The sequence below is a fragment of the Lentzea miocenica genome (assembly GCF_033949945.1).
Taxonomy (GTDB): domain Bacteria; phylum Actinomycetota; class Actinomycetes; order Mycobacteriales; family Pseudonocardiaceae; genus Lentzea; species Lentzea miocenica.
The window spans coordinates 46196-72373 of the sequence record NZ_JAXAVW010000015.1 but is presented as its reverse complement, the minus strand read 5'-3'; the positions used below and the strand labels follow the sequence as shown (position 1 = coordinate 72373).

At 69.0% G+C, this 26178-nt stretch carries 26 protein-coding genes and 1 pseudogene; 8 read left to right on the top strand and 19 right to left on the bottom strand.

All coding sequences use genetic code 11. The features are described 5' to 3' along the window. Positions 1-92: 92 nt before the first annotated feature. Both SK803_RS19425 and SK803_RS19420 read left to right on the top strand, forming a co-directional pair. Positions 93-1268 carry a PspC domain-containing protein gene (locus SK803_RS19425; RefSeq protein ID WP_319967435.1) on the top strand — a complete coding sequence of 392 codons (1176 nt, stop codon included), beginning with the start codon at positions 93-95 and terminating at the stop codon, positions 1266-1268. Further along, positions 1261-1464 (top strand): hypothetical protein, encoded by a 204-nt coding sequence (locus SK803_RS19420; RefSeq protein WP_319967434.1) that lies wholly within the window; start codon positions 1261-1263, stop codon positions 1462-1464. Before SK803_RS19425 ends, SK803_RS19420 begins: the two co-directional genes overlap by 8 nt. A gap of 45 nt (positions 1465-1509) precedes the next feature. Here the strand turns inward: SK803_RS19420 and guaA are convergent, their stop codons facing one another. After that, on the bottom strand, positions 1510-3069 hold the full coding sequence (gene guaA, locus SK803_RS19415; RefSeq protein ID WP_319967433.1) for a glutamine-hydrolyzing GMP synthase: 1560 nt from the start codon (positions 3067-3069) through the stop codon (positions 1510-1512). 19 nt (positions 3070-3088) lie between these two features. Between guaA and SK803_RS19410 the strand changes: the two genes are divergently transcribed. Both SK803_RS19410 and SK803_RS19405 read left to right on the top strand, forming a co-directional pair. Further along, entirely contained in the window at positions 3089-3790 is a 702-nt protein-coding gene (locus SK803_RS19410; protein WP_319967432.1) for an aminoglycoside phosphotransferase family protein, read from the top strand. Positions 3791-3836: 46 nt separating this feature from the next. Then, positions 3837-5282 (top strand): aldehyde dehydrogenase family protein, encoded by a 1446-nt coding sequence (locus tag SK803_RS19405; RefSeq protein ID WP_319967431.1) that lies wholly within the window; start codon positions 3837-3839, stop codon positions 5280-5282. A 9-nt stretch (positions 5283-5291) separates the two neighbouring features. Here the strand turns inward: SK803_RS19405 and SK803_RS19400 are convergent, their stop codons facing one another. From SK803_RS19400 to guaB, 7 genes are all read right to left on the bottom strand, one after another. Beyond that, on the bottom strand, positions 5292-6551 hold the full coding sequence (locus tag SK803_RS19400; RefSeq protein ID WP_319967430.1) for an FAD-dependent monooxygenase: 1260 nt from the start codon (positions 6549-6551) through the stop codon (positions 5292-5294). Next, positions 6548-7507 carry an MBL fold metallo-hydrolase gene (locus SK803_RS19395; RefSeq protein WP_319967429.1) on the bottom strand — a complete coding sequence of 320 codons (960 nt, stop codon included), beginning with the start codon at positions 7505-7507 and terminating at the stop codon, positions 6548-6550. Before SK803_RS19395 ends, SK803_RS19400 begins: the two co-directional genes overlap by 4 nt. A gap of 28 nt (positions 7508-7535) precedes the next feature. Further along, positions 7536-9212, bottom strand: coding sequence for a GMC family oxidoreductase (locus tag SK803_RS19390; protein ID WP_319967428.1), 1677 nt, complete (start codon positions 9210-9212; stop codon positions 7536-7538). A 349-nt stretch (positions 9213-9561) separates the two neighbouring features. Then, positions 9562-9786 carry a hypothetical protein gene (locus SK803_RS19385; protein WP_319967427.1) on the bottom strand — a complete coding sequence of 75 codons (225 nt, stop codon included), beginning with the start codon at positions 9784-9786 and terminating at the stop codon, positions 9562-9564. A gap of 39 nt (positions 9787-9825) precedes the next feature. Continuing rightward, entirely contained in the window at positions 9826-10173 is a 348-nt protein-coding gene (locus SK803_RS19380) for a hypothetical protein (RefSeq protein ID WP_319967426.1), read from the bottom strand. Positions 10174-10233: 60 nt separating this feature from the next. Continuing rightward, complete coding sequence (locus SK803_RS19375; protein WP_319967425.1) at positions 10234-11367, bottom strand: GuaB3 family IMP dehydrogenase-related protein; 1134 nt, start codon at positions 11365-11367, stop codon at positions 10234-10236. A 53-nt stretch (positions 11368-11420) separates the two neighbouring features. After that, positions 11421-12932: an IMP dehydrogenase gene (gene guaB, locus SK803_RS19370; RefSeq protein WP_319967424.1), complete on the bottom strand. Its 1512-nt coding sequence runs from the start codon at positions 12930-12932 to the stop codon at positions 11421-11423. Between the two features lie 144 nt (positions 12933-13076). Here guaB and SK803_RS19365 point away from each other — a divergent pair, with 144 nt between their 5' ends. Continuing rightward, positions 13077-13460, top strand: coding sequence for a DUF5319 domain-containing protein (locus tag SK803_RS19365; RefSeq protein ID WP_319967423.1), 384 nt, complete (start codon positions 13077-13079; stop codon positions 13458-13460). Between the two features lie 369 nt (positions 13461-13829). Here SK803_RS19365 and SK803_RS19360 read toward each other — a convergent pair whose 3' ends face one another. The 6 genes and pseudogenes from SK803_RS19360 to SK803_RS19335 form a co-directional block, all read right to left on the bottom strand. Next, a complete protein-coding gene (locus tag SK803_RS19360; RefSeq protein ID WP_319967422.1) occupies positions 13830-14726 on the bottom strand; it encodes an anti-sigma-D factor RsdA in 897 nt (298 codons plus the stop codon). Beyond that, entirely contained in the window at positions 14727-15299 is a 573-nt protein-coding gene (locus tag SK803_RS19355; protein WP_319967421.1) for a sigma-70 family RNA polymerase sigma factor, read from the bottom strand. A gap of 312 nt (positions 15300-15611) precedes the next feature. After that, on the bottom strand, positions 15612-16208 hold the full coding sequence (locus SK803_RS19350) for a response regulator transcription factor (RefSeq protein WP_030471988.1): 597 nt from the start codon (positions 16206-16208) through the stop codon (positions 15612-15614). Between the two features lie 81 nt (positions 16209-16289). Then, on the bottom strand, positions 16290-17183 hold the full coding sequence (locus SK803_RS19345; protein WP_319967420.1) for a hypothetical protein: 894 nt from the start codon (positions 17181-17183) through the stop codon (positions 16290-16292). Positions 17184-17195: 12 nt separating this feature from the next. Further along, positions 17196-17795, bottom strand: a complete 600-nt coding sequence (locus tag SK803_RS19340) for a hypothetical protein (RefSeq protein WP_319967599.1) — start codon at positions 17793-17795, stop codon at positions 17196-17198. A 105-nt stretch (positions 17796-17900) separates the two neighbouring features. Next, positions 17901-18134, bottom strand: a pseudogene (locus SK803_RS19335) (MerR family transcriptional regulator); the annotation flags it as partial. Between the two features lie 180 nt (positions 18135-18314). On the opposite strand from SK803_RS19335, the gene SK803_RS19330 reads away from it, so the two are divergent. After that, on the top strand, positions 18315-18611 hold the full coding sequence (locus SK803_RS19330) for a WhiB family transcriptional regulator (protein ID WP_086663892.1): 297 nt from the start codon (positions 18315-18317) through the stop codon (positions 18609-18611). A gap of 65 nt (positions 18612-18676) precedes the next feature. Here SK803_RS19330 and groL read toward each other — a convergent pair whose 3' ends face one another. Then, positions 18677-20299 (bottom strand): chaperonin GroEL, encoded by a 1623-nt coding sequence (groL, locus tag SK803_RS19325; RefSeq protein ID WP_319967419.1) that lies wholly within the window; start codon positions 20297-20299, stop codon positions 18677-18679. A gap of 85 nt (positions 20300-20384) precedes the next feature. Beyond that, the gene (gene groES / locus SK803_RS19320; RefSeq protein WP_030478362.1) at positions 20385-20678 is read right to left on the bottom strand and encodes a co-chaperone GroES; all 294 of its coding nucleotides are present in this window, start codon (positions 20676-20678) and stop codon (positions 20385-20387) included. A gap of 173 nt (positions 20679-20851) precedes the next feature. Between groES and SK803_RS19315 the strand changes: the two genes are divergently transcribed. Beyond that, the gene (locus tag SK803_RS19315) at positions 20852-22357 is read left to right on the top strand and encodes an alkaline phosphatase D family protein (RefSeq protein WP_319967418.1); all 1506 of its coding nucleotides are present in this window, start codon (positions 20852-20854) and stop codon (positions 22355-22357) included. 46 nt (positions 22358-22403) lie between these two features. After that, the gene (locus tag SK803_RS19310) at positions 22404-23927 is read left to right on the top strand and encodes an alkaline phosphatase D family protein (RefSeq protein WP_319967417.1); all 1524 of its coding nucleotides are present in this window, start codon (positions 22404-22406) and stop codon (positions 23925-23927) included. A gap of 64 nt (positions 23928-23991) precedes the next feature. Here SK803_RS19310 and tsaD read toward each other — a convergent pair whose 3' ends face one another. Genes tsaD through tsaB form a run of 3 tightly spaced genes read right to left on the bottom strand, consistent with a single transcriptional unit; the run spans position 23992 to position 26175 of the window. Further along, complete coding sequence (gene tsaD / locus SK803_RS19305; protein WP_319967416.1) at positions 23992-25047, bottom strand: tRNA (adenosine(37)-N6)-threonylcarbamoyltransferase complex transferase subunit TsaD; 1056 nt, start codon at positions 25045-25047, stop codon at positions 23992-23994. After that, a complete protein-coding gene (gene rimI / locus SK803_RS19300; RefSeq protein ID WP_319967415.1) occupies positions 25040-25498 on the bottom strand; it encodes a ribosomal protein S18-alanine N-acetyltransferase in 459 nt (152 codons plus the stop codon). Before rimI ends, tsaD begins: the two co-directional genes overlap by 8 nt. Next, complete coding sequence (gene tsaB / locus SK803_RS19295) at positions 25495-26175, bottom strand: tRNA (adenosine(37)-N6)-threonylcarbamoyltransferase complex dimerization subunit type 1 TsaB (RefSeq protein WP_319967414.1); 681 nt, start codon at positions 26173-26175, stop codon at positions 25495-25497. Before tsaB ends, rimI begins: the two co-directional genes overlap by 4 nt. Positions 26176-26178 lie beyond the last annotated feature (3 nt).

Below are 26178 nucleotides of genomic sequence, written 5' to 3'. Positions count from 1 at the left end.
CTCTCCGGTTGTTCATCAGGGATGACCCCGGTTCCGTGAATCAGGGCTGGTCCCTGATGTGGTTCCAGGCGTGACAGCGCAACCTTGTCATCGTGAGCGGGACTGAGAAGGCAATGCAGGGCGTGGCGGACACGCTCAGAGAGTTCTGGGCCCACCGTCCGGTGCGGCCTCGTGCAGGGCGCAAGCTCGGCGGCGTCGCCACCGGGATCGCCATGCGCTTCCAGATCGATCCGGTGATCGTGCGGATCGCGTTCGTCGCTCTCGCCTTGTCGGGCGGTGTCGGAGTGCCGCTCTACCTGGCCGGCTGGCTGCTGCTGCCGGAAGAGGGCGACGAGGTTTCTCCGCTGGAGTCGCTGATCAGCAAGGGCCACAGCTCCATGAACCAGGGGCAGACCGTGCTCCTGGGGTTCCTGATGTTCCCCGCGCTCGCCTTCACGTTCGGCAGCGGCGGGTTTCAGGTCATCGTGACGCTGGCCGCGGCGGTCGCGTGCATCTACCTGCTGCAGAAGAACCGCGGGCACCTGCAGCCGGCCGTGACGCTCGCCGAGACGCCGATGATGACGCCACCGGTGCCGGGGGCACCTGCCTGGGACCCGCTCGGGGCCGCTCCGTTCGCGTGGGACCTGCCGGAACCGGCACCCAGGCCGCAGCCACCGGCACCCCGGCCGCGCAGGCCTCGCGTAGGACTGCTGACGCTGGGTGTGGCCACGATGGTGGTCGCAGGGTCCGCGATCGCCGGGATCTGGGCGCCGTGGTTCACGATTCCGCACGTCATCGGCCTGCTGGTCGCGGTGCTGGCGGCGGGTCTGCTGGTCGGGTCGTTCGTCGGAGCCGGGCGCGGCCTGATCTGGCTGCTGGTCCCGCTGTCCGTGGTCGGTTTCGGCATGACGACGATCAGCTTCGACGGCCCCAACGACTTCGGTGACCTCAAAGCGACGCCGAAGGCCGTCGCCGAGGTCAAGGACAGGTACGAGATCAGCGTCGGCAGCGTGATGCTCGACCTGAGGGAGCTGCCGGACTCCGGTTCGGTGAAGACCGCGCTGGAGGCGGATCTCGGCGAACTGGTCGTGCACGTGCCGAAGAACGCCGACGTGACGTTCAAGTGCGAGGCCTCGTCCATCGGCGAGCTGAACTGCCTCGACCGGAGGGCGGAGGGCAGCTCGGTGCAGGTCGAGGGCACGGACCTCGGCGACGACGGCGAGGGTGGCGTGAAGATCGAGCTGGACGTTCAGTCGAGCGTCGGAGAGGTGAAGGTGCTCCGTGGCTGAACACGAGCCGTCGGTCCGCAGGGGGATCGACGTGATCGGAATGGTCTTCGGGATCGGCGGCCTGCTGATGGCGGCCTACATCCTGAGCAACGGCCTCTTCTGGTTCGACTTCCGGTGGGCGCTCGGGGGAACGGCGATCCTGGTGGGTGTGGTCCTGCTGACCAACTCGCTGCGCCGGCGAGGGCGCTCCGAATGACGAAAGGCCCCGGTCAGCTGACCGGGGCCTTTCGCTTTGGCGTCGTTACTCCCACTCGATGGTGCCCGGCGGCTTGGACGTCACGTCCAGCACCACGCGGTTGACCTCGGCCACCTCGTTGGTGATCCGGGTCGAGATCCGCTCCAGCACCTCGTAGGGCAGGCGGGTCCAGTCCGCGGTCATCGCGTCCTCGGACGACACCGGGCGCAGCACGATCGGGTGCCCGTACGTCCGGCCGTCGCCCTGGACACCGACGCTGCGGACGTCCGCGAGCAGCACGACGGGGCACTGCCAGATCGTGCGGTCCAGCCCCGCCGCGGTCAGCTCCTCGCGGGCGATGGCGTCGGCCTGGCGCAGCGTGTCAAGCCGCTCCTGGTCGACCGCGCCGATGATCCGGATGCCGAGACCGGGGCCGGGGAACGGCTGACGCTGCACGATCGTCTCCGGCAGGCCCAGCTCGGTGCCGACGCGGCGCACCTCGTCCTTGAACAGCGCGCGCAGCGGCTCGACCAGCTCGAACTGCAGGTCGTCCGGCAGGCCGCCGACGTTGTGGTGCGACTTGATGTTCGCGGTGCCCGCGCCGCCGCCGGACTCGACGACGTCCGGGTAGAGCGTGCCCTGCACCAGGAAGCGGTAGTCGCCCTCGGCCTTCAGATCGCGCTCTGCCTGCTCGAACACGCGGATGAACTCGCGGCCGATGATCTTGCGCTTCTCCTCCGGGTCCGTGACACCGGCGAGAGCGTTGAGGAACCGCTCGCGGGCGTCGACGGTCACCAGGTTGATGCCCGTGGCGGCCACGTAGTCGCGCTCGACCTGGGCCCGCTCACCGGCGCGCAGCAGGCCGTGGTCGACGAAGACGCAGGTGAGGCGGTCACCGATGGCCCTCTGGACCAGCGCGGCGGCCACGGCGGAGTCGACGCCACCGGACAGGCCGCAGATCGCCTTGCCGTCACCGATCTGCGCGCGGATCCGGGTGACCTGCTCGTCCACGATGGACGACGTCGTCCACTGCGGACGGATGCCGGCGATGTCGTGCAGGAACCGGCGCAGCACCTCCTGGCCGTGCGGCGAGTGGTGCACCTCGGGGTGGTACTGCACGCCGGCGAAACGACGTTCGGTGTCCTCGAACGCGGCGACCGGAGCGCCCTCGCTGGTCGCGGTGACGGTGAAGCCCTCCGGCGCCTTCGTGACGGCGTCGCCGTGGCTCATCCACACCGGGTGGCTGCCGGGCAGCTCCTGGTGCAGCGCGCCACCCTCGGCCGGCACGCTCAGGTCCGTGCGGCCGTACTCGCGGGTGCCGGTCTGTTCAACCGCGCCGCCAAGTGCGCGTGCCATCGCCTGGAAGCCGTAGCAGATGCCGAAGACCGGGACGCCGGTCTCGAACAGCTTCGGGTCGACCTGCGGAGCGTTCTCCGCGTAGACGCTCGACGGGCCACCGGACAGAACGATGGCCAGCGGGTTCTTGTCGAGGATCTCGCTCACCGTCGCGGTGTGCGGGACCACCTCGGAGTAGACCTGGGCCTCACGCACGCGGCGGGCGATCAGCTGCGCGTACTGGGCGCCGAAGTCGACGACGAGAACAGGGCGGTTGCTGGTGTCGGACACGCCGCCAAGGATCTCATGCGTGGACGATGAACTGCTGACCGGTGGCGGGCTGAACCAGGTGTTCAGGGTGGGTGACGCGGTCCGGCGACCGGCGGGGTCGTGGGCGCCTCGGGTGCACGATTTGTTGCGGCACTTGGCACCGTTGGGAATCGCGCCGGTCCCGCTCGGGCTGGACGACGAGCACGAACTGCTCACGTACCTGCCCGGTGACGTTGGCCACGTGTTCCCGTCCGACGACGCGTCGCTGGTCGAGTCGGCGCTGATGCTGCGGAAGCTGCACGACGCGACGCTCGATCTGGTGGACGTGCGCGACGGGTGGCAGTTCGCCGCCAGGGAACCGGTCGAGGTGGTGTTGCACGGCGACTTCGCGCCGTACAACACGGTCTACCGCGACGGCCTGCCGGTGGGCGTGTTCGACTTCGACTCCGCTCATCCAGGTCCGCGCTGGTGGGACGTCAGCTGGGCCGTCATCCAGTTCGTGCTGGGGCTGCCGCATGACCGCGAACGCCGAGCTCGGCTGTTCTGCGAGGCCTACGGGTGTGCGTACAACGCCGAGCACCTGTTGGTCCGGCTGGAGGACATGATCCGCACGATTCGTGAGCATCCGGCGTTCGTGCTCCAACGGGCTGAACACCATGACGACTACTACTTGGGACTCGTCGGTTTGGTGTCCGAAACCGGCGAAGCCCGTTTCGGACACCAAACCGACTCCGTCTTCTAGGAGTGTGTCAGGTACGTGCAGGCCAATAGGGCTTAACGTGATCCCCATGGACGCGTTCACACCGCTACCCAGGCCGTGCTGGGTCGCCGGCCACCCCGAGCAGGGCGAGCAGGCGTTAGAGGTCCTCCACCCGTTCGACGGCACCGAGGTCGCCTCGGTGGCCGTGCCGGGCAGAGATCAGGTGGAACGCGCGGTGGCCGCGGCCGCCGCGGTGGCGAAGGAGTTCCGGCGAACACCCGCGCACGTGCGTGCCGAGGCGTTGGTGCAGGTGTCACGCACGCTGGCCGAACGCGCGGAAGAGATCGCCGAGACGATCACCGCCGAGAACGGCAAACCGCTCAAGTGGGCGGAGATCGAGGTCTCCCGCGCGGTCAACACCTTCCGGTTCGCCGCGGAGGAGGCCCGGCGGTTCACCGGTGGGCTGCAGCGGCTCGACACCGAGGCCGGTGGCGTGGGGCGGATGGCGATCGTCCGGCACGTCCCGCGCGGGCCGGTGCTGGCCGTGGCGCCGTTCAACTTCCCGCTGAACCTGGTGGCGCACAAGGTCGCCCCGGCGCTCGCGGTGGGTGCGCCGGTGATCGTGAAGCCCGCTTCCGCCACGCCGCTTTCAGCGTTGCTGCTGGGCGAGATCCTGGCCGAGACCGATCTGCCGGAGGGCGTGTTCTCGATCCTTCCGGTGCGCGGCAAGGACATGGACGCGCTGGTTCGCGACGAGCGGCTGCCGGTCATCTCGTTCACCGGATCGACGAAGGTCGGCTGGTCGCTGATGGAAGCCGCGCCGCGCAAGCACGTCGTGATGGAGCTGGGCTCCAACGCGGCCGCGATCATCTGTCCCGACTGGACGGACCTGGACCACGCGGCGCAGCGCATCGCGACGTTCGGCAACTACCAGGCAGGGCAGTCGTGCATCGCGGTGCAGCGGGTGATCGTGGACCGCTCGGTCGCCGACGAGTTCGTGCCGAAGCTGGTCGACGCCGTCGGCGCGTTGAAGACCGGCGACCCGCACGATCCCGAGGTCGAGGTCGGGCCGTTGATCGACGAGGACAACGCCCGGCGCGTCGAGGAGTGGGTCCAGATGGCCGCCGACGCGGGTGCGCGGGTGTTGCTCGGCGGCAAGCGGACCGGGACCACGGTCGAGCCGACCGTCGTGACCGACGTGCCGTCCGACGCCAAGTTGTGGACCGAGGAGATCTTCGGGCCGGTGCTCGTGGTGTCCGTCGCGGACGGCGTGCAGGACGCGTTCGCGCAGGCCAACGACACCAAGTACGGGTTGCAGGCCGGGGTGTTCACGCGGGACGTGCAGGTGGCGTTCGAGGCGGCCGCCGAGCTGGAGGTCGGTGGCGTGATCATCGGCGACGTGCCGTCGTACCGCGCGGACCAGATGCCCTACGGCGGTGTGAAGGGGTCGGGCACCGGGCGTGAGGGTGTGCGGTCGGCGATGGAGGACTTCACCGAGGAACGCGTGACCGTGCTGACCGGCATTCAGATCTAGGCCCGGGATTCAGCTGTGGCCCAGCGCCCTTCGGATGACCCGGTCGTCGTCGCTGTTCCCGGCGACGTGACCGTCCGGCCTGATCACGCGCCCGTCCGAGACCGTGAAACCCGGTCCGGCGGTGCGTGATCCGGCGATCAGCTCGCCGCCGTCGGTGGTCAGCGGCGAATCGGTGTAGACGAACGGCGTGAAGAGCTTGCCCGAGTCGATGCCCACGCCGGATTCGAGTGCTTTCCGCCGTGCGTTGCGCTCTTCTTCGTTGCCGGGCACGAGGAAACGCATGGTGTCGCCGGTGATGCGCAGGTTCTCGTCGGCGGCGGCACCGCGTTCGACGTCGTAGGAGGCCAGCAGGTGCGGGCCTGCCTCGCCGTTGCGATCCGCGGCGATCTTCCAGGCCGCGTTGTCGGCGTCGCAGATGCCGGAGTTCAGACCGCGGGCGCCGAACGGGCTCATCACGTGCGCCGCGTCGCCTGCCAGCAGGATCCGGCCTTTGCGCAGGGTCTTCGCTCGGCGCTGGTGGAAGCGGTAGGTGGACTGCCAGACGACCTCGTAGGGCTTGCCGCCGACGATCGCGCGGATGTGGTCGTCGGTGAGCTGGACGTCCTCGGCGACCTGCCAGTCGATCCGCCAGACGCCCTTCGGTTGCGGGTGCAGGAGAACCTGACGGCCGGGGTTCCACGGCGGATCGAAGTAGAAGCGGCGTTCGGGCGTCTCGAAGTCCAGGTCGACGCGGACGTCGGCGATGATGAACCTGTCGCCGAACGAGAAGCCCTCGAACGGGATGTCCAGGAGCTGCCTGACCGTCGAGTGCACGCCGTCAGCGGCGATGCAGTGGGTGGCCCGAACTCCGTCCTGTGTGGACACTCCCTCGTCGTCCTGGGTGAGGTTCACGAGGGCGTGGCCGTAGCGGAGTTCGATCAACGGCTCGGCGCGGACGCGTTGTTCCAGCAGCTGTTCCACGACGGTCTGCGGGGTGTTCACGAACGGCGGGAAACCCTTGGCCTCGGGGAAGGTCAGGGTCAGCACCTCGCGGTCGCGGTGGTAGGTGCGGCCGGTGTACCAGGTGACGCCGGCGTCGGCGACGGCCTGCCCGACGCCGACGCGTTCCAGGATCTCCAGCACGTCCCGCTGCACGCAGATCGAGCGGCTGCCCGCTCTCGCACGCTGTGCCTGGGCTTCCAGCACGATGCTCGGCACGCCGGCCCTCGCGAGGAACAGCGCGGCGGCGAGCCCGACCGGTCCCGCGCCGACGACGAGCACCGGGCTCATTGCAGGGCGTCCCAGACGGCGCGGTCGCGTTCGGCGGTCCAGATCTCCGGCCAGTCCTTGCCGTCGCACTCGTCCCAGTAGCGCTTCACGTCGAACGGCAGGCAGTGCTCGAAGATCGGCCAACGCCCGTAGCGGCCTTCAAGTGTCTTGTGCGCCAGCTCGAAGGCCTGCTTGAGCGTGCCGCCCTCGCCGTGCACGCCACCGACCGTGCGGCGCAGTTCGTTGAGGAAGTGCCTGCTCTGGTTGATGGCCGCCTCGACCTCGTAGCGGTCACGGGCGACTTTGCCGCGCCCACCGACGAGAACCTCGGCACCCAGGTCCTCGATCTCGTCCAAAGTGGACGTAGCCCACTCGTCGTGGAAGGCGTCACCGGTGTAGAGCGCGGCCTGCGACTCGACCAGGTCGCCGGCGAACAGGATGCGCTGCTGCGGCAGCCACGCCACGATGTCGCCGGCCGTGTGCCCGCGCCCGAGGTGCTGAAGGACGAGGTCGCCGCGTTCGTCACCGAGTGGGATCGTCATGCGGTCGGAGAACGTCAGCGTCGGCCAGGTGAGGCCGGGGATCTCCTCCGGCTGCTCGAAGAGCCGCGGCATGCGGCCGTACTCGCTCTCCCAGTCCTGCTGCCCGCGTTCGGCGATCAGCACACGCGTCATCTCGTGCGCGACGATCTCCTGAGCGTCGAACGCGCTGGCGCCGAGCGTCCGCACGGCGTGGTAGTGGCTGAGCACGAGGTACCGGACGGGCTTCTTGGTGTGCTTGCGCAGCTCCGCGAGCCATCGGCGCGCGGCCGCGGGTGTGGCGCGCGCTTCGAAGCAGATCAGGAAGTCCTCGGCCTCGATGGCCGCGACGTTGGGATCACCTTCGGCGGTCAGGGTGTAGACGCCATCGGCGAGCTCGACGAAGACCTCGTCCTTGGGGGCGAGGTCGGCGCTGGAGGCAAAAGGCTTTTTGGCCATGCCTACACCGTAGCCAGATGAAACCAGCTCAGGACGCCTTCACGATCGGCAACCGCAATGCGGCTGGAGCTCGGTCGGGCACCGCCGGGTTCTTCGGCTTCGTCGGGTTGATCCTCTTGTACGGCTGCCCCTGCTCCGGCCGCTGGTCCTGCTCACCCTTGTTCGGCCACAGCGAGAACGCGCGTTCGGCCTGCGCCGTGATCGTGAGACTCGGGTTCACGCCGAGGTTCGCACTGATCGCCGCACCGTCCACAACAGACAGGCCGGGGTAGTTGAAAACGCGGTGGTAGGGGTCGATCACGCCATCATCCTCGGTCGCCGCGATCGCGCAACCGCCGATGAAGTGCGCGGTCAGCGGGATGTTGAACAGCTCACCCCAGGTGCCGCCGGCCATGCCGTCGATGTGCTTGGCGGCCAACAGGTTCGCCTCGTGACCGGCCGGGATGAACGCCGGGTTCGGCTCGCCGTGCCCCTGCTTGCTGGTGAGCTTGCCGCGCTTGAGGTACGTGGTGATGGAGTTGTCCAGGCTCTGCATCACCAGCAGGATCACCGTCCGCTCGCTCCACCGGTGCACGCTGAGCAGCCTCAACAGCCGCAGCGGGTGCCGGATCGCCTGCTTGATGAACTGCAACCACCGCGGCGTGCTCGCCGCGCCGTCCGTGGCCAGGGTCTGCAGCATGCCCATGGCGTTGCTGCCCTTGCCGTACCGCACCGGCTCGATGTGCGTGATCTCGTCGGGGTGGATCGAACTCGTGATCGCCACACCCTGTGTGAAGTCGTTGTCCGGGTCGACCGTGTAGCGCGCGGCCCCGATGATCGACTCGGAGTTGGTGCGCGTCAGTTCGCCGAGCTTGCCCGAGATCTTCGGCAGGGTGGTGGCCTTCGCCTTGTGCAGCAACTGCTGGGTGCCCCACGTGCCGGCGGCGATGACGACCTGGTCGGCGGTGAAGGTCTTCGTGGCCTTGCCACCGGTCATCCGCGTCTCGATGGACCAGCTGCCGTTGTTGTCGTTGAGCTTGGTGACCGTGGTCAGCGGGAAGACCTGGGCGCCCAGCTTCTCCGCGAGGTACAGGTAGTTCTTGACCAGCGTGTTCTTGGCCCCGACCCGGCACCCGGACATGCAACTGCCGCACTCGGTGCACCCGGTGCGTTCCGGCCCGGCACCACCGAAGTAGGGGTCGGCGGCCTTCTTGCCCGGCTCACCGAAGAAGACGCCGACGGGCGTGGCGTGATAGCTGTCCTCGACGCCCATGTCCTTCGCGACCTTCTGCATGACGACATCGCTCGGCGTCGTGGTGGGGTTCGTGACCACACCCAGCATCCGGCTCGCCTGGTCGTAGAACGGCTCGAGCTCGTCCTGCCAATCGGTGATGTGCGCCCACTGCCGGTCTTCGTAGAACGGCTTGAGCGGCCGATACAGCGTGTTCGCGTACACGAGAGAACCGCCACCAACGCCCGCACCGGCGAGCACCATGACGTTGCGCAACGTGTGGATGCGCTGGATGCCGAAGCACTTGAGCTGCGGCGCCCACAGGTACTTGCGCAGGTCCCAGCTGGTCTTGGCGAACTCGTCGTCGGCGAACCTGCGCCCCGCCTCCAGCACCGCGACGCGGTAGCCCTTCTCGGTCAGGCGGAGCGCGGCCACGCTGCCACCGAACCCGGAGCCGACGATGACGACATCGAAGTTACCGGCGAGTTCACCCATGGATCGGAGAGTAGGCGTTACTTCCGGTAACGCCTAGTCCCCGATCGGTTCAGAGGACGAAGGAGAACTCATGAAGGAAGTCCAGAGGTCGTTCCGCTGCAGCGGAACGCCAGCGGTGTGCGGAGGTCGCCGCTGGCCAAGCCGGTATCGGCTCACGCGCCGAAGCTACGTCGGCGACCAGGCGCACGCGGACACACCGCGTTTCGCGGACCTCGACGGCTATGTCGATGAATGAACGTCAGCCGTCGAGCGCCTCGGGTGACGACCACCGGACAACCCTGCTCGGCGTCGGACACCAGGCCGGCGACGCCGCAAGAGCGAGGGTGCGCGGGCAGGCGCACCCGTCGCCTCAGAGGACCAGTCCCTCGATCACCCACACCATGAAGGCCACGACCAACGCCGTGATCACCAGGCCACCGCAGATGAACAGGGCAAGGGCCTTCCAGCCGATGCCGTCGTCCGCGGGCTCGTCCACGTGCTCGTCCGCGGGCTCTTCGAGTACTTCGTCGATCTCCGGTTCGTCGACCGTGTCCACACCGCTGTCGCCGCCACCGAACAAGGCATCCAATTCCACGCTCAAGAGGACGCGCGGGGTAGTCGTTCGGTTGCAAGATCAGCTCTGCGCCCAGGCCGCGATCGGCAGGCTCAGGTATACGCCCACTTCAGCGACGTTGGTGGAGTCGGCGACGGCCTTGCAGAGGTTGTCGACGCGGTGCTGGCGGTTCGCGGCGCGGCTTTCGAACCACTTCGAGCGGACCTCGACAACGATGTCCATGCCGCTCACGTCGAACGGGCCGCGCGGGCGGAAGCGCAGTTCCACGTCGCCGGGCTGGAGGTCGCCGTCGTAGGGCTCCTCGGGGCATTCGACGGCCACGGACACGGCGTGCGGAAGCATCGCGGCGAGTTCCTTCAGCACTGAGTGAGGGACGTGGGGTGCGTAGGTGATCTCGACGAGCGGCACGGTGCCAGCAAAGCAGAAGGGCGCGTCCCAGCTGGAACGCGCCCTTTTGGTTGATCAGGTTCAGCCGCGGATGGTCAGGCCGACCTTCTGGAACTCCTTGAGGTCGGAGTAGCCGGTCTTGGCCATGGCCCTCTTCAGGGCGCCGAACAGGTTCGTCACGCCGCGCGGGTCCGCGGACGGGCCGAACAGCAGCTTGCGCAGGTCGAGCTCCTGGTCCACGGCATCGGCGACCAGGCTGCGCGGCACCGACGGGTGCGCGGACGCGGCCGTCCAGTACAGACCCTGGCCCGGTGCCTCGGTCGCGGCGGCGAGAGGCTCGCCCAGCATCACGGCGTCGGCACCGCAGGCGATGGACTTCGCCACGTCGCCGGAGGTCGTGACGCCGCCGTCGGCGATGACGTGCACGTAGCGGCCGCCGGTCTCGTCGAGGTAGTCGCGGCGCGCGGCCGCGGCGTCGGCGATCGCGGTGGCCATCGGCACGCCGATGCCCAGCACGTTGTCGGTGGTGGTGACGCCGGGCGTGTAGCCGTAGCCGACGATCACGCCCGCCGCACCGGTGCGCATCAGGTGCATGGCGGTGCGGTAGTCGCCGACACCGCCGGCGATCACCGGGATGTCGAGGTCCGCGATGAACGACTTGAGGTTCAGCGGCTCGCCGTCGCGCGACACGTGCTCGGCCGAGATGATCGTGCCCTGCACGACCAGGATCTCGACGCCCGCGGCCAGCAGGTCCGGGGTCAGCTCGGCAGCGCGCTGCGGGCTGACGCGGACCGCCACGGTGACGCCCGACTCGCGGATCTGCTTGACCGCCTCGGCGATCAGGTCCATCCGCAGCGGGGCGGCGTGCAGCTCCTGCAGCACCTTCACTGCGGCCGCCGGGTCGTCGTTGTCCTCGGTGGCCTGGACCAGGCGGAACAGCGCCTCGTCCACGTCACCGTGCCGCGCCCAGAGACCCTCGGCGTTGAGCACGCCGAGACCGCCCAGCTCGCCGACCGCGACCGCCGTGCCCGGCGACACGATCGCGTCGGTCGGGTGGGTGATCAGCGGGATGTCGAAGCGGTAGGCATCGATCTGCCACGTCGTGGAGACGTCCTTGGACGACCTCGTGCGACGCGACGGGATGATCTCGATGTCGTCCAGCTCGTAGGCCCGCCTCGCGGTCCGGCCCATGCCGATCTCGACCAGATCGCGCACCTGTGGTTCCTCTCCCAAGCTCTTGAACAGCCCTTTGAACGGGCGCGCAGACTCTAACGGGTGGTGTAGTTCGGGGCCTCGACGGTCATCGTGATGTCGTGCGGGTGGCTCTCCTTGAGACCCGCAGCGGTGATCCGCACGAGCTGCTGGTTCTGCAGCTCGGCGATCGTGTGCGAGCCCGTGTAGCCCATGGCCGCGCGGAGGCCGCCGTTGAGCTGGTGCACGACCTGCGACAACGGGCCGCGGAACGGCGTGCGGCCCTCGATGCCCTCGGGGACGAGCTTGTCCTCGTTGAGCACGTCGTCCTGGAAGTAGCGGTCCTTCGAGAAGGACTTGTTCTCGCCACGCGACTGCATCGCGGCCAGCGAGCCCATGCCGCGATAGGTCTTGAACTGCTTGCCGTTGACCAGGATCAGGTCGCCGGGCGCCTCCTGGGTGCCCGCGAGCAGCGATCCGAGCATCACGGCGGACGCGCCGGCCGCGATGGCCTTGGCGATGTCGCCGGAGTACTGGATGCCACCGTCACCGATCACCGGCACGCCGGCCGGGCGGCAGGCGAGCGAGGCCTCGTAGATCGCGGAGATCTGCGGCACACCGACACCGGCGACGACGCGCGTGGTGCAGATCGAGCCGGGACCGACGCCGACCTTCACGCCGTCCGCACCCGCGTCCACCAGCGCCTGGGCACCGGCCCGCGTCGCGACGTTGCCGCCGACGACGTCCGCCGAGTCGCCGAGCTCCTTCTTGATGCGGGCGACCATCTCCAGCACGCCGCGCGAGTGGCCGTGCGCCGTGTCGACCATCAGCACGTCCACGCCCGCGTCGGCGAGCGTCATCGCGCGCACGAACGAGTCCTCGCCCACGCCCACGGCGGCGGCGCAGAGCAGGCGGCCGTCCGGGTCCTTGGTGGCCATCGGGTACTGCTCGGTCTTCACGAAGTCCTTGACCGTGATCAGGCCCTTGAGCTTGCCGTCGCCGTCGACGATCGGCAGCTTCTCGACCTTGTGCCGGCGCAGCAGCCCCAGCGCGGCCTCGGCCGACACCCCGACCTGCGCGGTGACCAGCGGGCCGTTGGTCATGACCTCGCTCACACGCTTGCTGTGGTCGAGCTCGAACCGCATGTCGCGGTTCGTGATGATGCCCACCAGCTTGTTGTTCGCGTCGGTCACCGGCACACCGGAGATGCGGTAGCGGGCGCACAGCGCGTCGACCTCGGCCAGCGTGGCGTCCGGCGAGCAGGTGACCGGGTCGGTGACCATGCCGGCCTCCGAACGCTTCACCGTCTCGGCCTGCCGGGCCTGGTCCTCGATGCTCAGGTTGCGGTGCAGCACGCCGATGCCGCCCTGACGCGCCATCGAGATCGCCATCCGGCCCTCGGTGACCGTGTCCATCGCGGCACTGGCCAGCGGAATCTTGAGGGTGATGTTGCGCGAGATCCTGGTGCTCGTGTCGACGCCACTGGGAACGACGTCGGACTCGGCAGGCAGCAGGAGCACGTCGTCGAAGGTCAGTCCCAGCATGGCGAACTTGCTCGGGACTCCGTCAGCGTTGAGCTCGCTGGTCATAGCGGGTGACTTGCCTTCCGTCGTGCGGGTCTGCGCTCCGCTTGCCCTGTTTGGAGTCCTGCGGGTCCAGTTTCCGCAGGCGGAGGCGGTGCTGCCCATGGTATCTGGACGGCCTTGGGGGTACGGCGGGTACCGTGCGGGGTCGTGCCGCACGACGCGTTGCCTCCAGACCCCTTCGAGGGGGACCCCGAGGACCCCGCGCTCACTCTCGGTGAGCCGGACCACGACCATCCCCCGATGGACGAAGACGAACGAGCGGAGCTGGTCAGCGACCTGAGCGACCTCGCCGTCTACCAAGCGCTGCTCGAACACCGCGGGGTGCGCGGCATCGTGGTGGACTGCGGCGAATGCCAGGAACCGCACTACCACGACTGGGCGCTGTTGCGAGCCTCACTCGAACAGCTGCTCGCCGACGGCCGGATGAGGCCGCACGAGCCCGCCTTCGACCCGGACCCCGGCTCGTACGTCAGCTGGGAGTACTGCCGGGGGTACGCGGACGGCGTGACGGCGACCGAATCGGCCCGCTGACCGCTCGGTCGCGGCGCTGGCCGGTGGCCGACGTCTCGAAGTGATTCGGCGCACCCGGCACGGAGGACGCGGCGGGTGGCTTGGCCGGACGGGCGTTCGGCACGTCGCGGGGCGGCCAGCGTGCGGGCGGAAGGTCGCGTTCCAGTGGCGTGCCCGCTCACCTCGCCGAAGTCATCACACCTGGTGCGGGTGATTGCGCCGGGCGTTGACGAACCAGCCACGCCGTCAGCCACCGCCAAGCGGGTCTCATGGACCACACCGGTCACATTCCACCTGACGTGTGAACGCCTGGGCATGTGAACGGCCCCTGACCTCGAAGGATCAGGGGCCGTTCACACTGCGTCTCAGTTGGAACGCTCAGCAGCGGCGTCAGTTGGACCCGGTCTGCTCGGTTCCCTGCGTCTCACCGACGACGGAGCCGTTCGACCCCGGCGTCACACCGGTGCCCGGATCAGCGGGCGGCGGTGGGGGCGGTTGCTCGCCGTTCGACGTCGGGTTCGGCGGCGGAGGGGTCTCCGACGGCGTCGTCGTCGAGGGCTGGGTGGTGGACGGCTCGCTCGACGGCGTCGAGGACGGCGTCGAGGAGGTCGACTCGCTCGGCTTCGTCACCGGCGGGGTCGTCGTTGCCGGAGGCGTGGCCGAGGTGTTGGTGTCGAGCTCCTTTTCGAGCTCCTTGTGCTTCTCCTCGAGCTGGGCCTTGCCGTCGGCCGTCGAGACGGACTCGAGGCTGGCACCGACCTTGTCGAGCTTCTCGCGGGCCTCGGTCACCTTGCCCTCGCGCAGGGCGAGGCGCGCGGAGTCGAGGTCGTGACGCACGATGGCGGCTGCCTCGATCGACTTCGCGTGCTCGGAGTAGAGCACTCGGGTCAGGCCCCAGAGCGCGTCGCCCGGCTGGGCGTCACGGGCGACCAGGCTCATGCCGGTGAAGGCGATGGCCAGTACCGCCGCGGCGCTTGCCAGGGGAATCAGGAAGCGATGCCTGCTGACCGGCTGCGGGCGGGCAGCCTGGATCGTGGCGATGGCGGTGTCGGTGTCGACCAGTTCGCCGAAGGGCTCGGTCTCCACCTCGTTGCGCCATGCGAGCAGCAACGCGTTCAGCTCGTCGTCGACCAGGGAGCCGGCCGCGCCCGGGGTCGCGGACCCCAGTGCGTCCAGCAGCCTGTCATCGGCCTGTACAGCCGAAAGATCGTCTGCAACGGGTTCGTGCGGGGCTCTATCGTCCTGTCCGCGCACTTGCTCGTCGTCCTTTCCGTGTTCGTCGGCCACTCAGACCACCTCCTCCGCTGCCAGCGACTTGCGGAGCCGAGCCAGCGCACGGTGTTGCGCCACCCGGACCGCACCCGGCGTCGAACCGACCGCCTCGGCAGTTTCCTCGGCGGAGAGCCCGACCACCACCCTCAACAGCAGGATCTCCCGCTGCTTCTCCGGCAGGACACGCAGTAGTACAGCCATCCGGTCGGAGAGTTCGCCCTGCATCGCCCGTTGCTCGGGACCAGCTTCGGTCTCCGGCGCGTCGGGAACTTCGGGAACGGGTTCGGACCGGTTCCTGGCGGCAGACCGATGTGCATCGGCAACCTTGTGCGCCGCGATCCCGTAGACGAACGCGAGGAAGGGCCGACCCTGGTCGCGGTAGCTGGGCAATGCCGTGAGCACCGCGAGACACACCTCCTGGGCAACATCGTCCGCCGAAGCGAAGCTTCGTTCCTGCCGTCCAACTCTGGCGCGGCAGTACCGCACCACAAGAGGACGAATGGAGGCCAGCAGGCGTTCGATCGCGGCACGGTCGCCGTCGACGGCCGCGCCCACTTCGGCGTCCAGTCCGTCCCCCAAGTTGGTCATCGCAGACAACAGCCCTGGTGTTACTTGTTGGCGTACCGACACAGAACAACACGAGTCACTCACGGCGACCCGAAACAGCAGCTCTCACCGTACCGGTCTCCAGGCCTTCTGTTCATCAGGGGGCTATGGACACCCCGCGTGACCAGCCGACACGCCGAACGGCCCAAGCCCGGCGACATCGTCACCGGGCTGGGCTAACTGTGCGATTCGAAGAACCACCCCGCGCAGAGCGGGTGAGCCGTCTCACGCCACCGGCCCCTCGTCCCCACATGCGGCATATGAGGACGAGGGGCCGGTGCGGCGAGAAGTGAACTACTGAACGAGGCCTCGCCGGAAGCCGTGCGCGACCGCCTGAGCGCGGTCACGAACACCGAGCTTGCGGAAGAGACGACGAGCGTGCGTCTTCACCGTGTCCTCCGACAGGTAGAGCTCGCGGCCGATCTGACCGTTGCTCTTGCCCTGGCTCATGCCGCGCAGCACCTGGAGCTCGCGCTCCGTGAGCTGCACGCCGGGGTCGGAGGGCTGACGAGGCGCCGGCACCGAGGTGCTGGCGAGCGTGTGCGCGAGGGCTGCCACAAGCTCGGGACGCGACGCGTCCCACCTCAGGTAGCCACGGGCACCGCCGGCGATCGCCGCGGCGATGCTCCCGGCGTCGTCGGGTGCGCCGAAGACGATGACGTTTGCCTGCGGGTTGGCGGAGACGAGCCGACGGGTAGCTTCAACCCCGGTCGGGACGGCGCGCTGGGTTCCCACCAGGACGACGTCGACCGGCTGCCTTGAAAAGCGAGCCAACAACTCGTCACCGTGCGCTACGCAGTCGATGCGGCTAACCCCGGGGACAGCCGACATCACGCGGGTGAGACCCTCCCGCACACTGCGCCGGTCGTCGCAAATAAGGACCGTGGTCACGGGGACTCCTTTCCTGCAGCCGAGTGACGTTCCATCTCCCCTATCGGACGCTGGTGGCCCAACCTTGACACGATCCGGTGCTTAATCCGTCAAGAAGTTCGTCTGAGGGTCTGCGTTCGGGGGTTCCCCGGAACGGAGCAGCCCACTCGGCACCCACGGGGAATCAAGGGCGACCTGACGGCTGACGGGATCAGCTCTCCGTAACACGCAGCTCAGGGCCTCCGTCGCCCGGTCGATGGCGACTGCGCCCATCGTGGGGGCATGGCCCGCCAGGACAAGAGCGCTCGGCCAGATCAACGGATGAAGCCGCTTCTCGGCGCTGTGATTTAGCTCACACTCGACTAGTTCAACCCCTCGGTTCAGGCCGTCGGGTGTCCCCCACACGACCAACGAGGTACCCAGAACGAGTGCCGACTTGAGCTCGTGGCGCAGAGCCTTTCTGCTCGTCGCTACGCCGTACGCATGCTCGGCGGGGGCCACCGCGGCGTGCGCCTGACCGGACGCGAGCTCAATCTCCGCGGTTACCCATCCCCGCCGCACTTCACTCCTCCACGAGTCCGTCTCAACTCGCGCGAGCAACCTGCGGGCCTCGTCCAGGCGTTGTGCACCCAGCGAATCGGCGGCGAGCCCCAGCAGGGCGTCCGTCCAGGCACCCCGTGCGTCGATCCCGTCCGGATCGCCGCCGGCCGCGGTCCGGACACGCGCGAGCGCCAGGCCGTCCAGCGCCCGCGCCGCCACGTGCCCGCCCAACTGGCGGTGGTGCGACGCGCGAGTGGAGAGAGAAAGGGAGGCGATCACCGAGTCGGGGTCGTGACGCAGCGCATCCAGCACGGTGGCCGCGGCGGCGTAGTGGCCCTGACCGCCCAGGACGACCGCGGCGAGCCAGCGCACCCGTGAACTGGAGGACGACAGCGCGCCCCAGACGTCGCGATCGGGCGAGTCACCGAAGGCTGCGCGGCGCAGCTCCTCTTCCACCGGGGAAGTCTGTCAGGTGACCGCGGCCTCGACGGCGGCCACGGCGTCGGCGAGGTCCTCGACCCGCTCGGCCGGCGCCGTCACCACGCCCCGCCGCCATCCCGGCCCGCCCACGAACAGCCGCACCTGCTGGCGCGTGCGGGGCAACGCGGAGATCACCCCCGGATCGGCGTACCGGGGCAGCTGCGCCCACAGCACCACCGCGGCGGGCGCGGTACGCCGCACGGCCGCGGCGAGGGCGTCCACGGGCAGGGCCGCACCGAGCTGCCGGGCGACCACGCCGCGCTGTGCCAGCTCGGCAGCCAAGGGATAGAGCGGAAGGTTGTGCCTCTCCTCCGGCATGCACGCCAGCAACACGGGCCGATGGTTTCGCCCATGAGTGACGAGCGGTGTCGCACGCACGAACGCGGCGAGCACACACTCGTTGAGCAGGTGCTCCACCTCCACCCCGGTGCCGGACAGCTGCCAGCGCGCGGCCACGGCCGTCAGCACCGGGCGCACGACCTCGTTCCAGGTGGCGATCACGCCGTCGGACGCCAGCGAGTCGGCGAGCATTCCCTGCACGGCGATCGAGTCCATCGCGACCGCCGCCCGGCCGAGTCCGCGCGCCAATCGAGACGCTCCCGGCAATTTCAGGCCACGACCACCCGATGGAGCGACGGGAACCACTCCGTGTGTCATCGACGATTTCGAGTCGAGCGCGAAACGGGCGGCTTCAGCGGACGACGCGCCACGGAGAAGAGCGCGCTGCATCAATTCGAGACGGGCCACGTCCGGTGGTCCGTATTTCCGGTGTCGGCCCACGGTGTGGCCGGTCGGGCCGAGTCCGTAGCGGCGATCCCAGGTGCGCAGGGTGGCAGGTGCCACGCCGAGTCGCCTCGCCACCGCGGCCACTGAGAGGAGGGGCTCACTCGTGTGACTACCGGGCGATCCGATCTCCGGCGGTGTCATCACGAGAGCCATGTTCCGTTCACCTCATCCGGGCGGCAACTCCGGGCGGTGAGTGATCGAACACGCGTGCCGTCACCCATCAGTTGATAAGGGTCTTCAGCCTCTTGAACAAGTTTTGAAGCGGTTCTACGGTGGATCATCGTTAAGCCGAATGGAGCAGTCGTCACGGAGGCGGTCTCGATGGCGGACACCCGAAGGCTCCCCGGTCCCAACGCAGATCTGTGGGACTGGCAGATGCGCGGTTCGTGCCGGGGCATGGACAGTGCGTTCTTCTTCCACCCCGACGGCGAACGGGGTCCGGCGAGATCTCGCCGGGAAGCTCGAGCCAAGGCAGTCTGCCTCGCCTGCCCGGTGCTGGAGATGTGTCGCAGGCATGCGCTGGCAGTGCAGGAACCGTACGGAATTTGGGGCGGGCTCTCGGAATCGGAGCGCGACCACATCATCAAGGCACGAAAACGACAATTGGCAATCGTGTAGACAAAAAGAAACCGGGACGGCACCAAACGAAAGGGTGCCGTCCCGGTTTCTTTTGAGTCAAAAAATCAGTGGCCGTGCCCGTGGCCGTGGCCGTGTCCGGCCGAAGCGGGCTCGTCCGCCTTCTTCTCGACGATGGCGCTCTCGGTCGTGAGCACCATGCGCGCGATGGAGGCGGCGTTCGCGACAGCGGAGCGGGTGACCTTGACCGGGTCGATGATGCCCTGCTCCAGCAGGTCGCCGAACTCCAGCTTGGCGGCGTTGATGCCGAAGCCCCACTCGCCCTCGCGGACCTTGTTCACCACGACGGCGCCCTCGAGGCCGGCGTTCGCGGCGATCCAGAACAGCGGCGCGGACAGGGCCTTCGCGACGAGCGCGACACCCGTGGCCTCGTCACCGGTCAGGCCCAGACCGCCGTCCAGCACCTTGGCGGCGTGGACGAGCGCGGAACCACCGCCGGGCACGATGCCCTCCTCGACCGCGGCCTTGGTAGCGGCGACCGCGTCCTCGATGCGGTGCTTGCGCTCCTTGAGCTCGGTCTCGGTGGCGGCGCCGACCTTGATCACGGCGATGCCGCCGGAGAGCTTCGCGAGGCGCTCCTGGAGCTTCTCGCGGTCCCAGTCGGAGTCCGTGCCCTCGATCTCGCGGCGCAGCTGCTCCGCGCGGCCGGCGATGTCGGCCTTGGTGCCGCCACCGTCGACGATCGTGGTGTCGTCCTTGGTCACGACGACGCGGCGGGCGGAGCCCAGCTGCTCGAGCGTGGTCTCGGACAGCTTCAGGCCGATCTCCGAGGAGATCACCTCGCCACCGGTGACGACCGCGAGGTCGTCCAGGAACGCCTTGCGGCGGTCACCGAAGAACGGCGCCTTCACGGCGACGACCTTCAGCGTCTTGCGGACGGCGTTGACCACCAGGGTGGACAGGGCCTCGCCCTCGACGTCCTCGGCGACGATCAGCAGCGGCTTGCCGGACTCCGCGACCTTCTCGAGGATCGGGAGGACGTCGGCCAGCGCCGAGATCTTCTCGCGGTGCAGCAGGATGCGGACGTCTTCGTAGACGGCTTCCTGCGCCTCGAGGTCGGTCGAGAAGTGCGTCGACACGTAGCCCTTGTCGAACTGCACGCCCTCGGTGATGACGAGCTCGGTGGCCAGCGTCGAGGACTCCTCGACGGTGATCACGCCGTCCTCGCCCACGCGCTCGATGGCCTCACCGAGCAGCGCGCCGATGGACTCGTCCCGCGAGGAGACGGTGCCGACCTGCGCGATGTTCTCGCGGCCCTTGACCGGGGTGGCCTTGGCCTTGAGCGCGTCCACGACGGCATCGGAGGCGGCCTGGATGCCACGGCCGAGCGCGGTCGGGTTCGCACCCGCGGCGATGTTGCGCAGGCCTTCCTTGACCAGCGCCTGCGCCAGCACGGTGGCGGTGGTGGTGCCGTCACCCGCGACGTCGTTGGTCTTGGTGGCGACCGACTTGGCGAGCTGCGCGCCGAGGTTCTCGAACGGGTCGTCGAGCTCGATCTCACGCGCGATGGTGACGCCGTCGTTGGTGACCGTCGGGCCACCGAACTTCTTGTCGAGGACGACGTGGCGCCCGCGCGGGCCAAGGGTGACCTTGACCGTGTCCGCGAGCTTGTTCACGCCGCGCTCGAGAGCCCGACGAGCGTCCTCGTCGAAGCTGATCTGCTTGGGCATTTACCTCAAAGCCTCTCTGGGTAGCGAAACGCCCCGGTAGCCCCGGGATGGGGCGCCGGGGCGTCAGGCATGTCAGCCGAGCGTCTTAGTTGACGACGGCCAGCACGTCGCGAGCGGAGAGGATCAAGTACTCCTCGCCGTTGTACTTGACCTCGGTGCCGCCGTACTTCGAGTAGATGACGACATCGCCGACAGCAACGTCCAGCGGGACGCGGTTGCCCTTGTCGTCGATGCGGCCGGGGCCGACCGCGAGGACCTTGCCCTCCTGGGGCTTCTCCTTCGCGGTGTCCGGAATCACGAGGCCGGAGGCAGTGGTCGTCTCAGCTTCGGAAGCCTGGACGACGATCTTGTCCTCGAGCGGCTTGATGTTCACGCTCACCGGGATGACCTCCACGGGTCGTTGGCAGAATCGTTTTTAACGGCTCCTGCCACCCCGCCGTCGCGGGGGTCGGGGCGGTGCTGGTGCCGTGCAGTTGGCACTCTACCCATGAGAGTGCCAACGCTTCAACGAGGGCCCCGAACCGTCTGCCATGTGAGAGCCGTATTCAAGGCATGTCCACCTTGACCCGCCGTACGCTGCTGCTCGCCGGCGTGGCGGGAGTCACAGCGTTCTCGGTCTCCGCGTCGGCCAGACCCAGCGACCCTTTCACACTCGGTGTGGCCTCGGGCGACCCGACACCCGACGGAGTGGTCCTGTGGACCCGGCTCGCCCCTGAACCGCTCGCGGAAGACGGCCTGGGCGGCATGCCCGGACGTGCGATCGAGGTGTTCTGGCAGGTCGCCGCGGACGATCGCTTCACCCGAATGGTCCAGCACGGCTCCACCCTCGCTCGACCGGAGGAGGCGCACAGCGTCCACGTGGAACTTTCCGGACTGGAGCCCGGCCACGAGTACTTCTACCGCTTCAAGGCGCTCAACCACCTCTCCCGGACCGGCCGCACGCGCACGACTCCTCAGCCGAACGCCCTACAGGTACCGCTGACGATGGCCTTCGCGTCGTGCGCCCAGTACGAGCACGGCTACTTCACGGCGTACCGCAGGCTGGCGGAGGACGAGCCCGACCTGGTCCTGCACCTCGGCGACTACACCTACGAGTACGAGAGCGGCATCCACGTCGCCCCGAGCGGCAACGTCCGGCAGGTCGAGGGCCCGACCACCGTGACGCTCGCCGGCTACCGGCGGCGGCAGGCGCAGTACAAGACCGACCCCGACCTCCAGGAAGCGCACGCCGTGGCGCCGTGGGCGGTGATCTGGGACGACCACGAGATCGACAACAGCTGGGCGGGCCTGCTGCCGGACAAGCCGCAGCCGAACTTCCTCGCGCGCCGGGCCGCGGCCATCCAGGCATACTACGAGAACATGCCTTTGCGCAGGTCATCAAGGCTGTACCGGCGGATCGGCTGGGGCTCGCTCGCGACGTTCCACCTGCTCGACACCCGCCAGTACCGGACCGACCAGGCCTGCGGCGACGGGCTCCAGCTCTGTCCCGAACGCCTGGAGCCGGAACGCACCATGCTCGGCGCCGCGCAGGAGGAGTGGCTGTTCGACGGCTTCCGCGGCTCGCAGGCGCGCTGGGACGTGCTCGGGCAGCAGGTGTTCTTCTCGCAGTACGACTACATCCCAGGCGAGGTCGACAAGTTCCTGCTCGACGCGTGGGACGGCTACGTGGCGGACCGGGACCGGGTGGTGGCGGGGTTTTCGGACGTCCGGAATCCGATCGTGCTCACCGGTGACGTGCACGCGGCATGGGGCGCGGAGGTCAAACAGCGGTGGGACGACCCGTCGTCGAAGACCTTGGCGACCGAGCTGGTCACCACGTCGATCACGGCCGGTGGCGACGGTTCGGAGGAGTACACCGAGACGTCGTCGTGGCTGCGGGAGAACCCGCACGTGAAGTACTTCAACAACCGGCGCGGGTACACGTTGACCAGGTTCACGCCCGATGAGCTGCGCACGGACTTCCGCGGGCTGGACTACGTGACGCGGCCGGGTTCGCCCGTCCGCACGAAAGGGTCGTTCGCCGTGGAGGATCGCGTCCCAGGGCTTCACAGGCTCTAGGGGAAGCGTTCACCTCACAGCCACCCTGGTGCGTGAAGGTCTCACCATGACTCGAGTGACGCGACGCGCACTCCTCATCGGGGGACTTGCGCTCACCACCGTCGGCGCCGGGTCGGATCGCCTTTCCGACCCGTTCACCTTGGGGGTCGCTTCCGGCGACCCGACCTGCGACAGCGTGGTCCTGTGGACCCGCCTGGCACCCACCCCGCTCGCGGAGGACGGCCTGGGCGGCATGCCGTCCCGCGCCGTCGAGGTGAAGTGGGAGATAGCCCTGGACGAGCGGTTCCGGCACGTCGTCCGCCGCGGCACCGCCCACGCGCGGCCGGAGTTCGGCCACAGCGTGCACGTGGACGTACGCGGACTGCTGCCTAGCCGCGAGTACTTCTACCGCTTCTCCGCGGAAGGACATCTGTCGCGCGTCGGCCGCACCCGGACGGCGTTGGCGCCGTGGGCGATGGGCAGCGGGCTCACGATGGCGTTCGCCTCCTGCTCGCAGTTCGAGCACGGCTACTTCACCGCGTACCGCAGGATGGCCGAGGACCAGCCGGACCTGGTGCTGCACCTGGGCGACTACCAGTACGAGTACACGAAGGGCACGTACGTGGCGCCGGGCGGCAACCCCCGTGACCACGAGGGCCCGGAGACCGAGACGCTGGCGAACTACCGGCAGCGGCACGCGCAGTACAAGACCGACCTCGATCTGCAGGAAGCGCACGCCGTGGCGCCGTGGGCAGTGGTCTGGGACGACCACGAGATCGACAACAACTGGGCGGACGAGGTCTACGAGAAGCCGCAGATCCCCCAGCCGAACTTCCTCGCGCGGCGGGCGGCGGCGTTCCAGGCCTACTACGAGAACATGCCGATCAGGAACCGGCCGCAGGGCATCGACCTGCAGCTCTACCGGCGCCTGCAGTGGGGCGGCCTCGCGAACTTCCACATGCTCGACACCCGGCAGTACCGCGACGACCAGGCGTGCGGTGACGGTCTGAAGGCCTGTCCCGAACGGCTTTCGCCGACGCGCACGATCACTGGGGCCGAGCAGGAGAAGTGGCTGCTCGACGGCTTGCGGCGCTCGCACGCGCGTTGGGACGTGTTGGGGCAGCAGGTGTTCTTCTCGCAGCTCGACTTCACGCCCGGTGCCGGTGAGACCAACAACATGGACGCGTGGGACGGCTACGCCGCGAACCGCGACCGTGTGGCCGCCGGGTTTGCTCGTACCCGCAACACGGTCGTGCTCACCGGTGACGTGCACGCGGCGTGGGCGGCCGAGGTCAAGGAACGCTGGAACGACCCGACTTCGCGCACGGTCGCGACAGAGCTGGTGTCGACGTCGATCACGTCCGGTGGCGACGGCTCGGAGACCCGTGCGGAGACTCCGGCGCTGCTGGCGGAGAACCCGCACGTGAAGTACTTCAACAACCGGCGCGGGTACGTGCGGACTCGCTTCACCTCACGTGAGGTGCGGGCGGACTTCCGCGGGCTCGACTACGTGTCGAAGCCCGGAGCTCCGGTGACCACAAAAGCAACCTTTGTGATCGAGGACCGGAACCCCGGCCTCAACCGCGTCTAGCCGATCGCACGCGGGGCGCTTTCGTACCGCATGACGGTACGAAAGCGCCCCGCGTGCGGTCAGCTCAGAGGATCTGGACCGTGCCGACCGGAAGGCCCGGCGTGGTCGAGATGTCCATCGGGGACGGCTTGGCGCCCGCCGCGACGAGGTGGGCGCCGAGCGCCGCGATCATCGCGCCGTTGTCGGTGCACAGTCGTGGCCTCGGCACGCGCAGTTCGATGCCTGCCTCGGCACAGCGTTCGGCGGCCAGACCGCTCAGCCGCGAGTTCGCCGCGACACCGCCGGAGATCACCAGCGTGTCGACGTTCAGGTCCTTCGCGGCCCTGATCGCCTTGGCGGTCAGCACGTCCGCGACGGCCTCCTGGAACGACGCGGCGACGTCGGCGAGCGGGATCTCCTCGCCGGCCCGTTCGGCGCGCTCGACCCAGCGGGCGACCGAGGTCTTCAGGCCGGAGAACGAGAAGTCGTACTTCGAGTCGCGCGGACCGGTGAGGCCGCGCGGGAACGCGATCGCGCAGCCGTTGCCCTGCTTGGCGAGCTTGTCGATGGGCGGGCCGCCGGGGTACGGCAGGTCGAGCAGCCGCGCGACCTTGTCGTACGCCTCGCCGGCCGCGTCGTCCACAGTGGACCCGATCTCGGTGATCGAGTTCGCCAGGCCGCCCTCGACGAGCAGCAGTTGCGAGTGGCCGCCGGACACCAGCAGCGCGAGGCAGCGCTGCGGCAACGGGCCGTGCTGCAACGTGTCCGCGGCGACGTGACCGGCCAGGTGGTTCACGCCGTAGAGCGGCTTGCCGAGCGCGGCCGCGTAGGCCTTCGCGGCGGACACGCCGACCAGCAGCGCACCGGCGAGACCCGGTCCGGCGGTGACGGCGATGGAGTGGATCTGCGAGAGCTCGACGCCCGAGACGTCCAGTGCCCGGCGCAGGGTCGGGACCAGCGCCTCGAGGTGGGCGCGGGAGGCGACCTCCGGCACGACGCCACCGAAGCGGGCGTGCTCTTCGACGCTGGAGGCGACCTCGTCGGCGAGCAGTTCGAGCGAGCCGTCGGAGCCGAGCCGGACGATGCCGAAGCCCGTCTCGTCGCACGAGCTCTCGATGCCGAGAATCAGGCGGTCAGACACTTTGCGCAGGCCTTCCCATCGTGTACGCGTCGGCACCCGACGGCTGGTAGTAGCGGCGGCGCAGGCCGAGGTGCTCGAACCCGTGCGCCAGGTACATGGCGATCGCCGGCTCGTTGTCCGTGCGGACCTCGAGGTAGACCGGCACGTTGATCTCGTCGACGCGGGCCAGCAGGTCCCGCAGGAGCGCCTTGCCGACGCCCTTGCCCTGCCAGTGCTTCATGACCGCGATCGTGTGCACGCTGGCCTCGTGCGGACTGGCGGCGAGCCCGGCGTAGCCGATGAGCTCGCCGTCCGCGTACGCGCCGATGTAGTAGTTGCCGTTGTCGAGTTCGCTGTGGAACGCGTTCTCGCTCCACGGGTCCTCGCCGGGGAACAGCGCGAGCTCGATCTCGTGGCACTTGGGCACGTCGGCGTGCTGCAGAGGTCCGAGCGTGACGGTGCCGATGGTCATGCCCTGGTCACCCGCTTGCGCCCGGTGGGCTCGACCGCGTCCGGGCGGCGCAGGTAGAGCGGGGTGAGCGCGGCCGGACGAGCCTTCGCGAGCACCTCGGCGGCCGCGGCGGCGACCAGGCCCTCCGGGCTCGGGTGCTTCGCTTGGAGCAGCTCCAAGCCGAGGATCTCGGCGTAGATCTCGGCGCCCTCGCCGGTGGCCTGGTGCACGCCCATGGCCGGCAGCTTCTCCGCCAGGTCCTGCGGACGTTCGACGTGCGGACCGTCGGTGCGGCGTCCGGCGGCGTCGTAGGCGGCCCAGTAGACCTCTTTGCGCCGGGCGTCGGTCGCGACGAGCAGCGGATGGCCGCTGGCCGCGTCCTTGGCGATCGCGTCGGTGGTGGCCACCGGGTAGACCGGGCGGTTGAGCGCCTGACCGAGCGCGGCGGCCGTGGCCAGGCCGACCCGCAGGCCGGTGAACGGGCCGGGGCCCGCGCCGACGACGATGGCGTCGAGGTCGGCGAACGTGTGGCCGGCCTCTTCGAGGGCGTCGCTGATGTGCGGGGTGAGCAGCTCGCCGTGCGCCTTGGCGTTGAGCGTCACCCGCTTCGCGAGCAGGCGCGGCGGGGAGTCGGGCACGAGTTCGACCACACCGGCGGTGACTGCGGGGGTGGCCGTGTCGACGGCGAGCACTAGCACAGT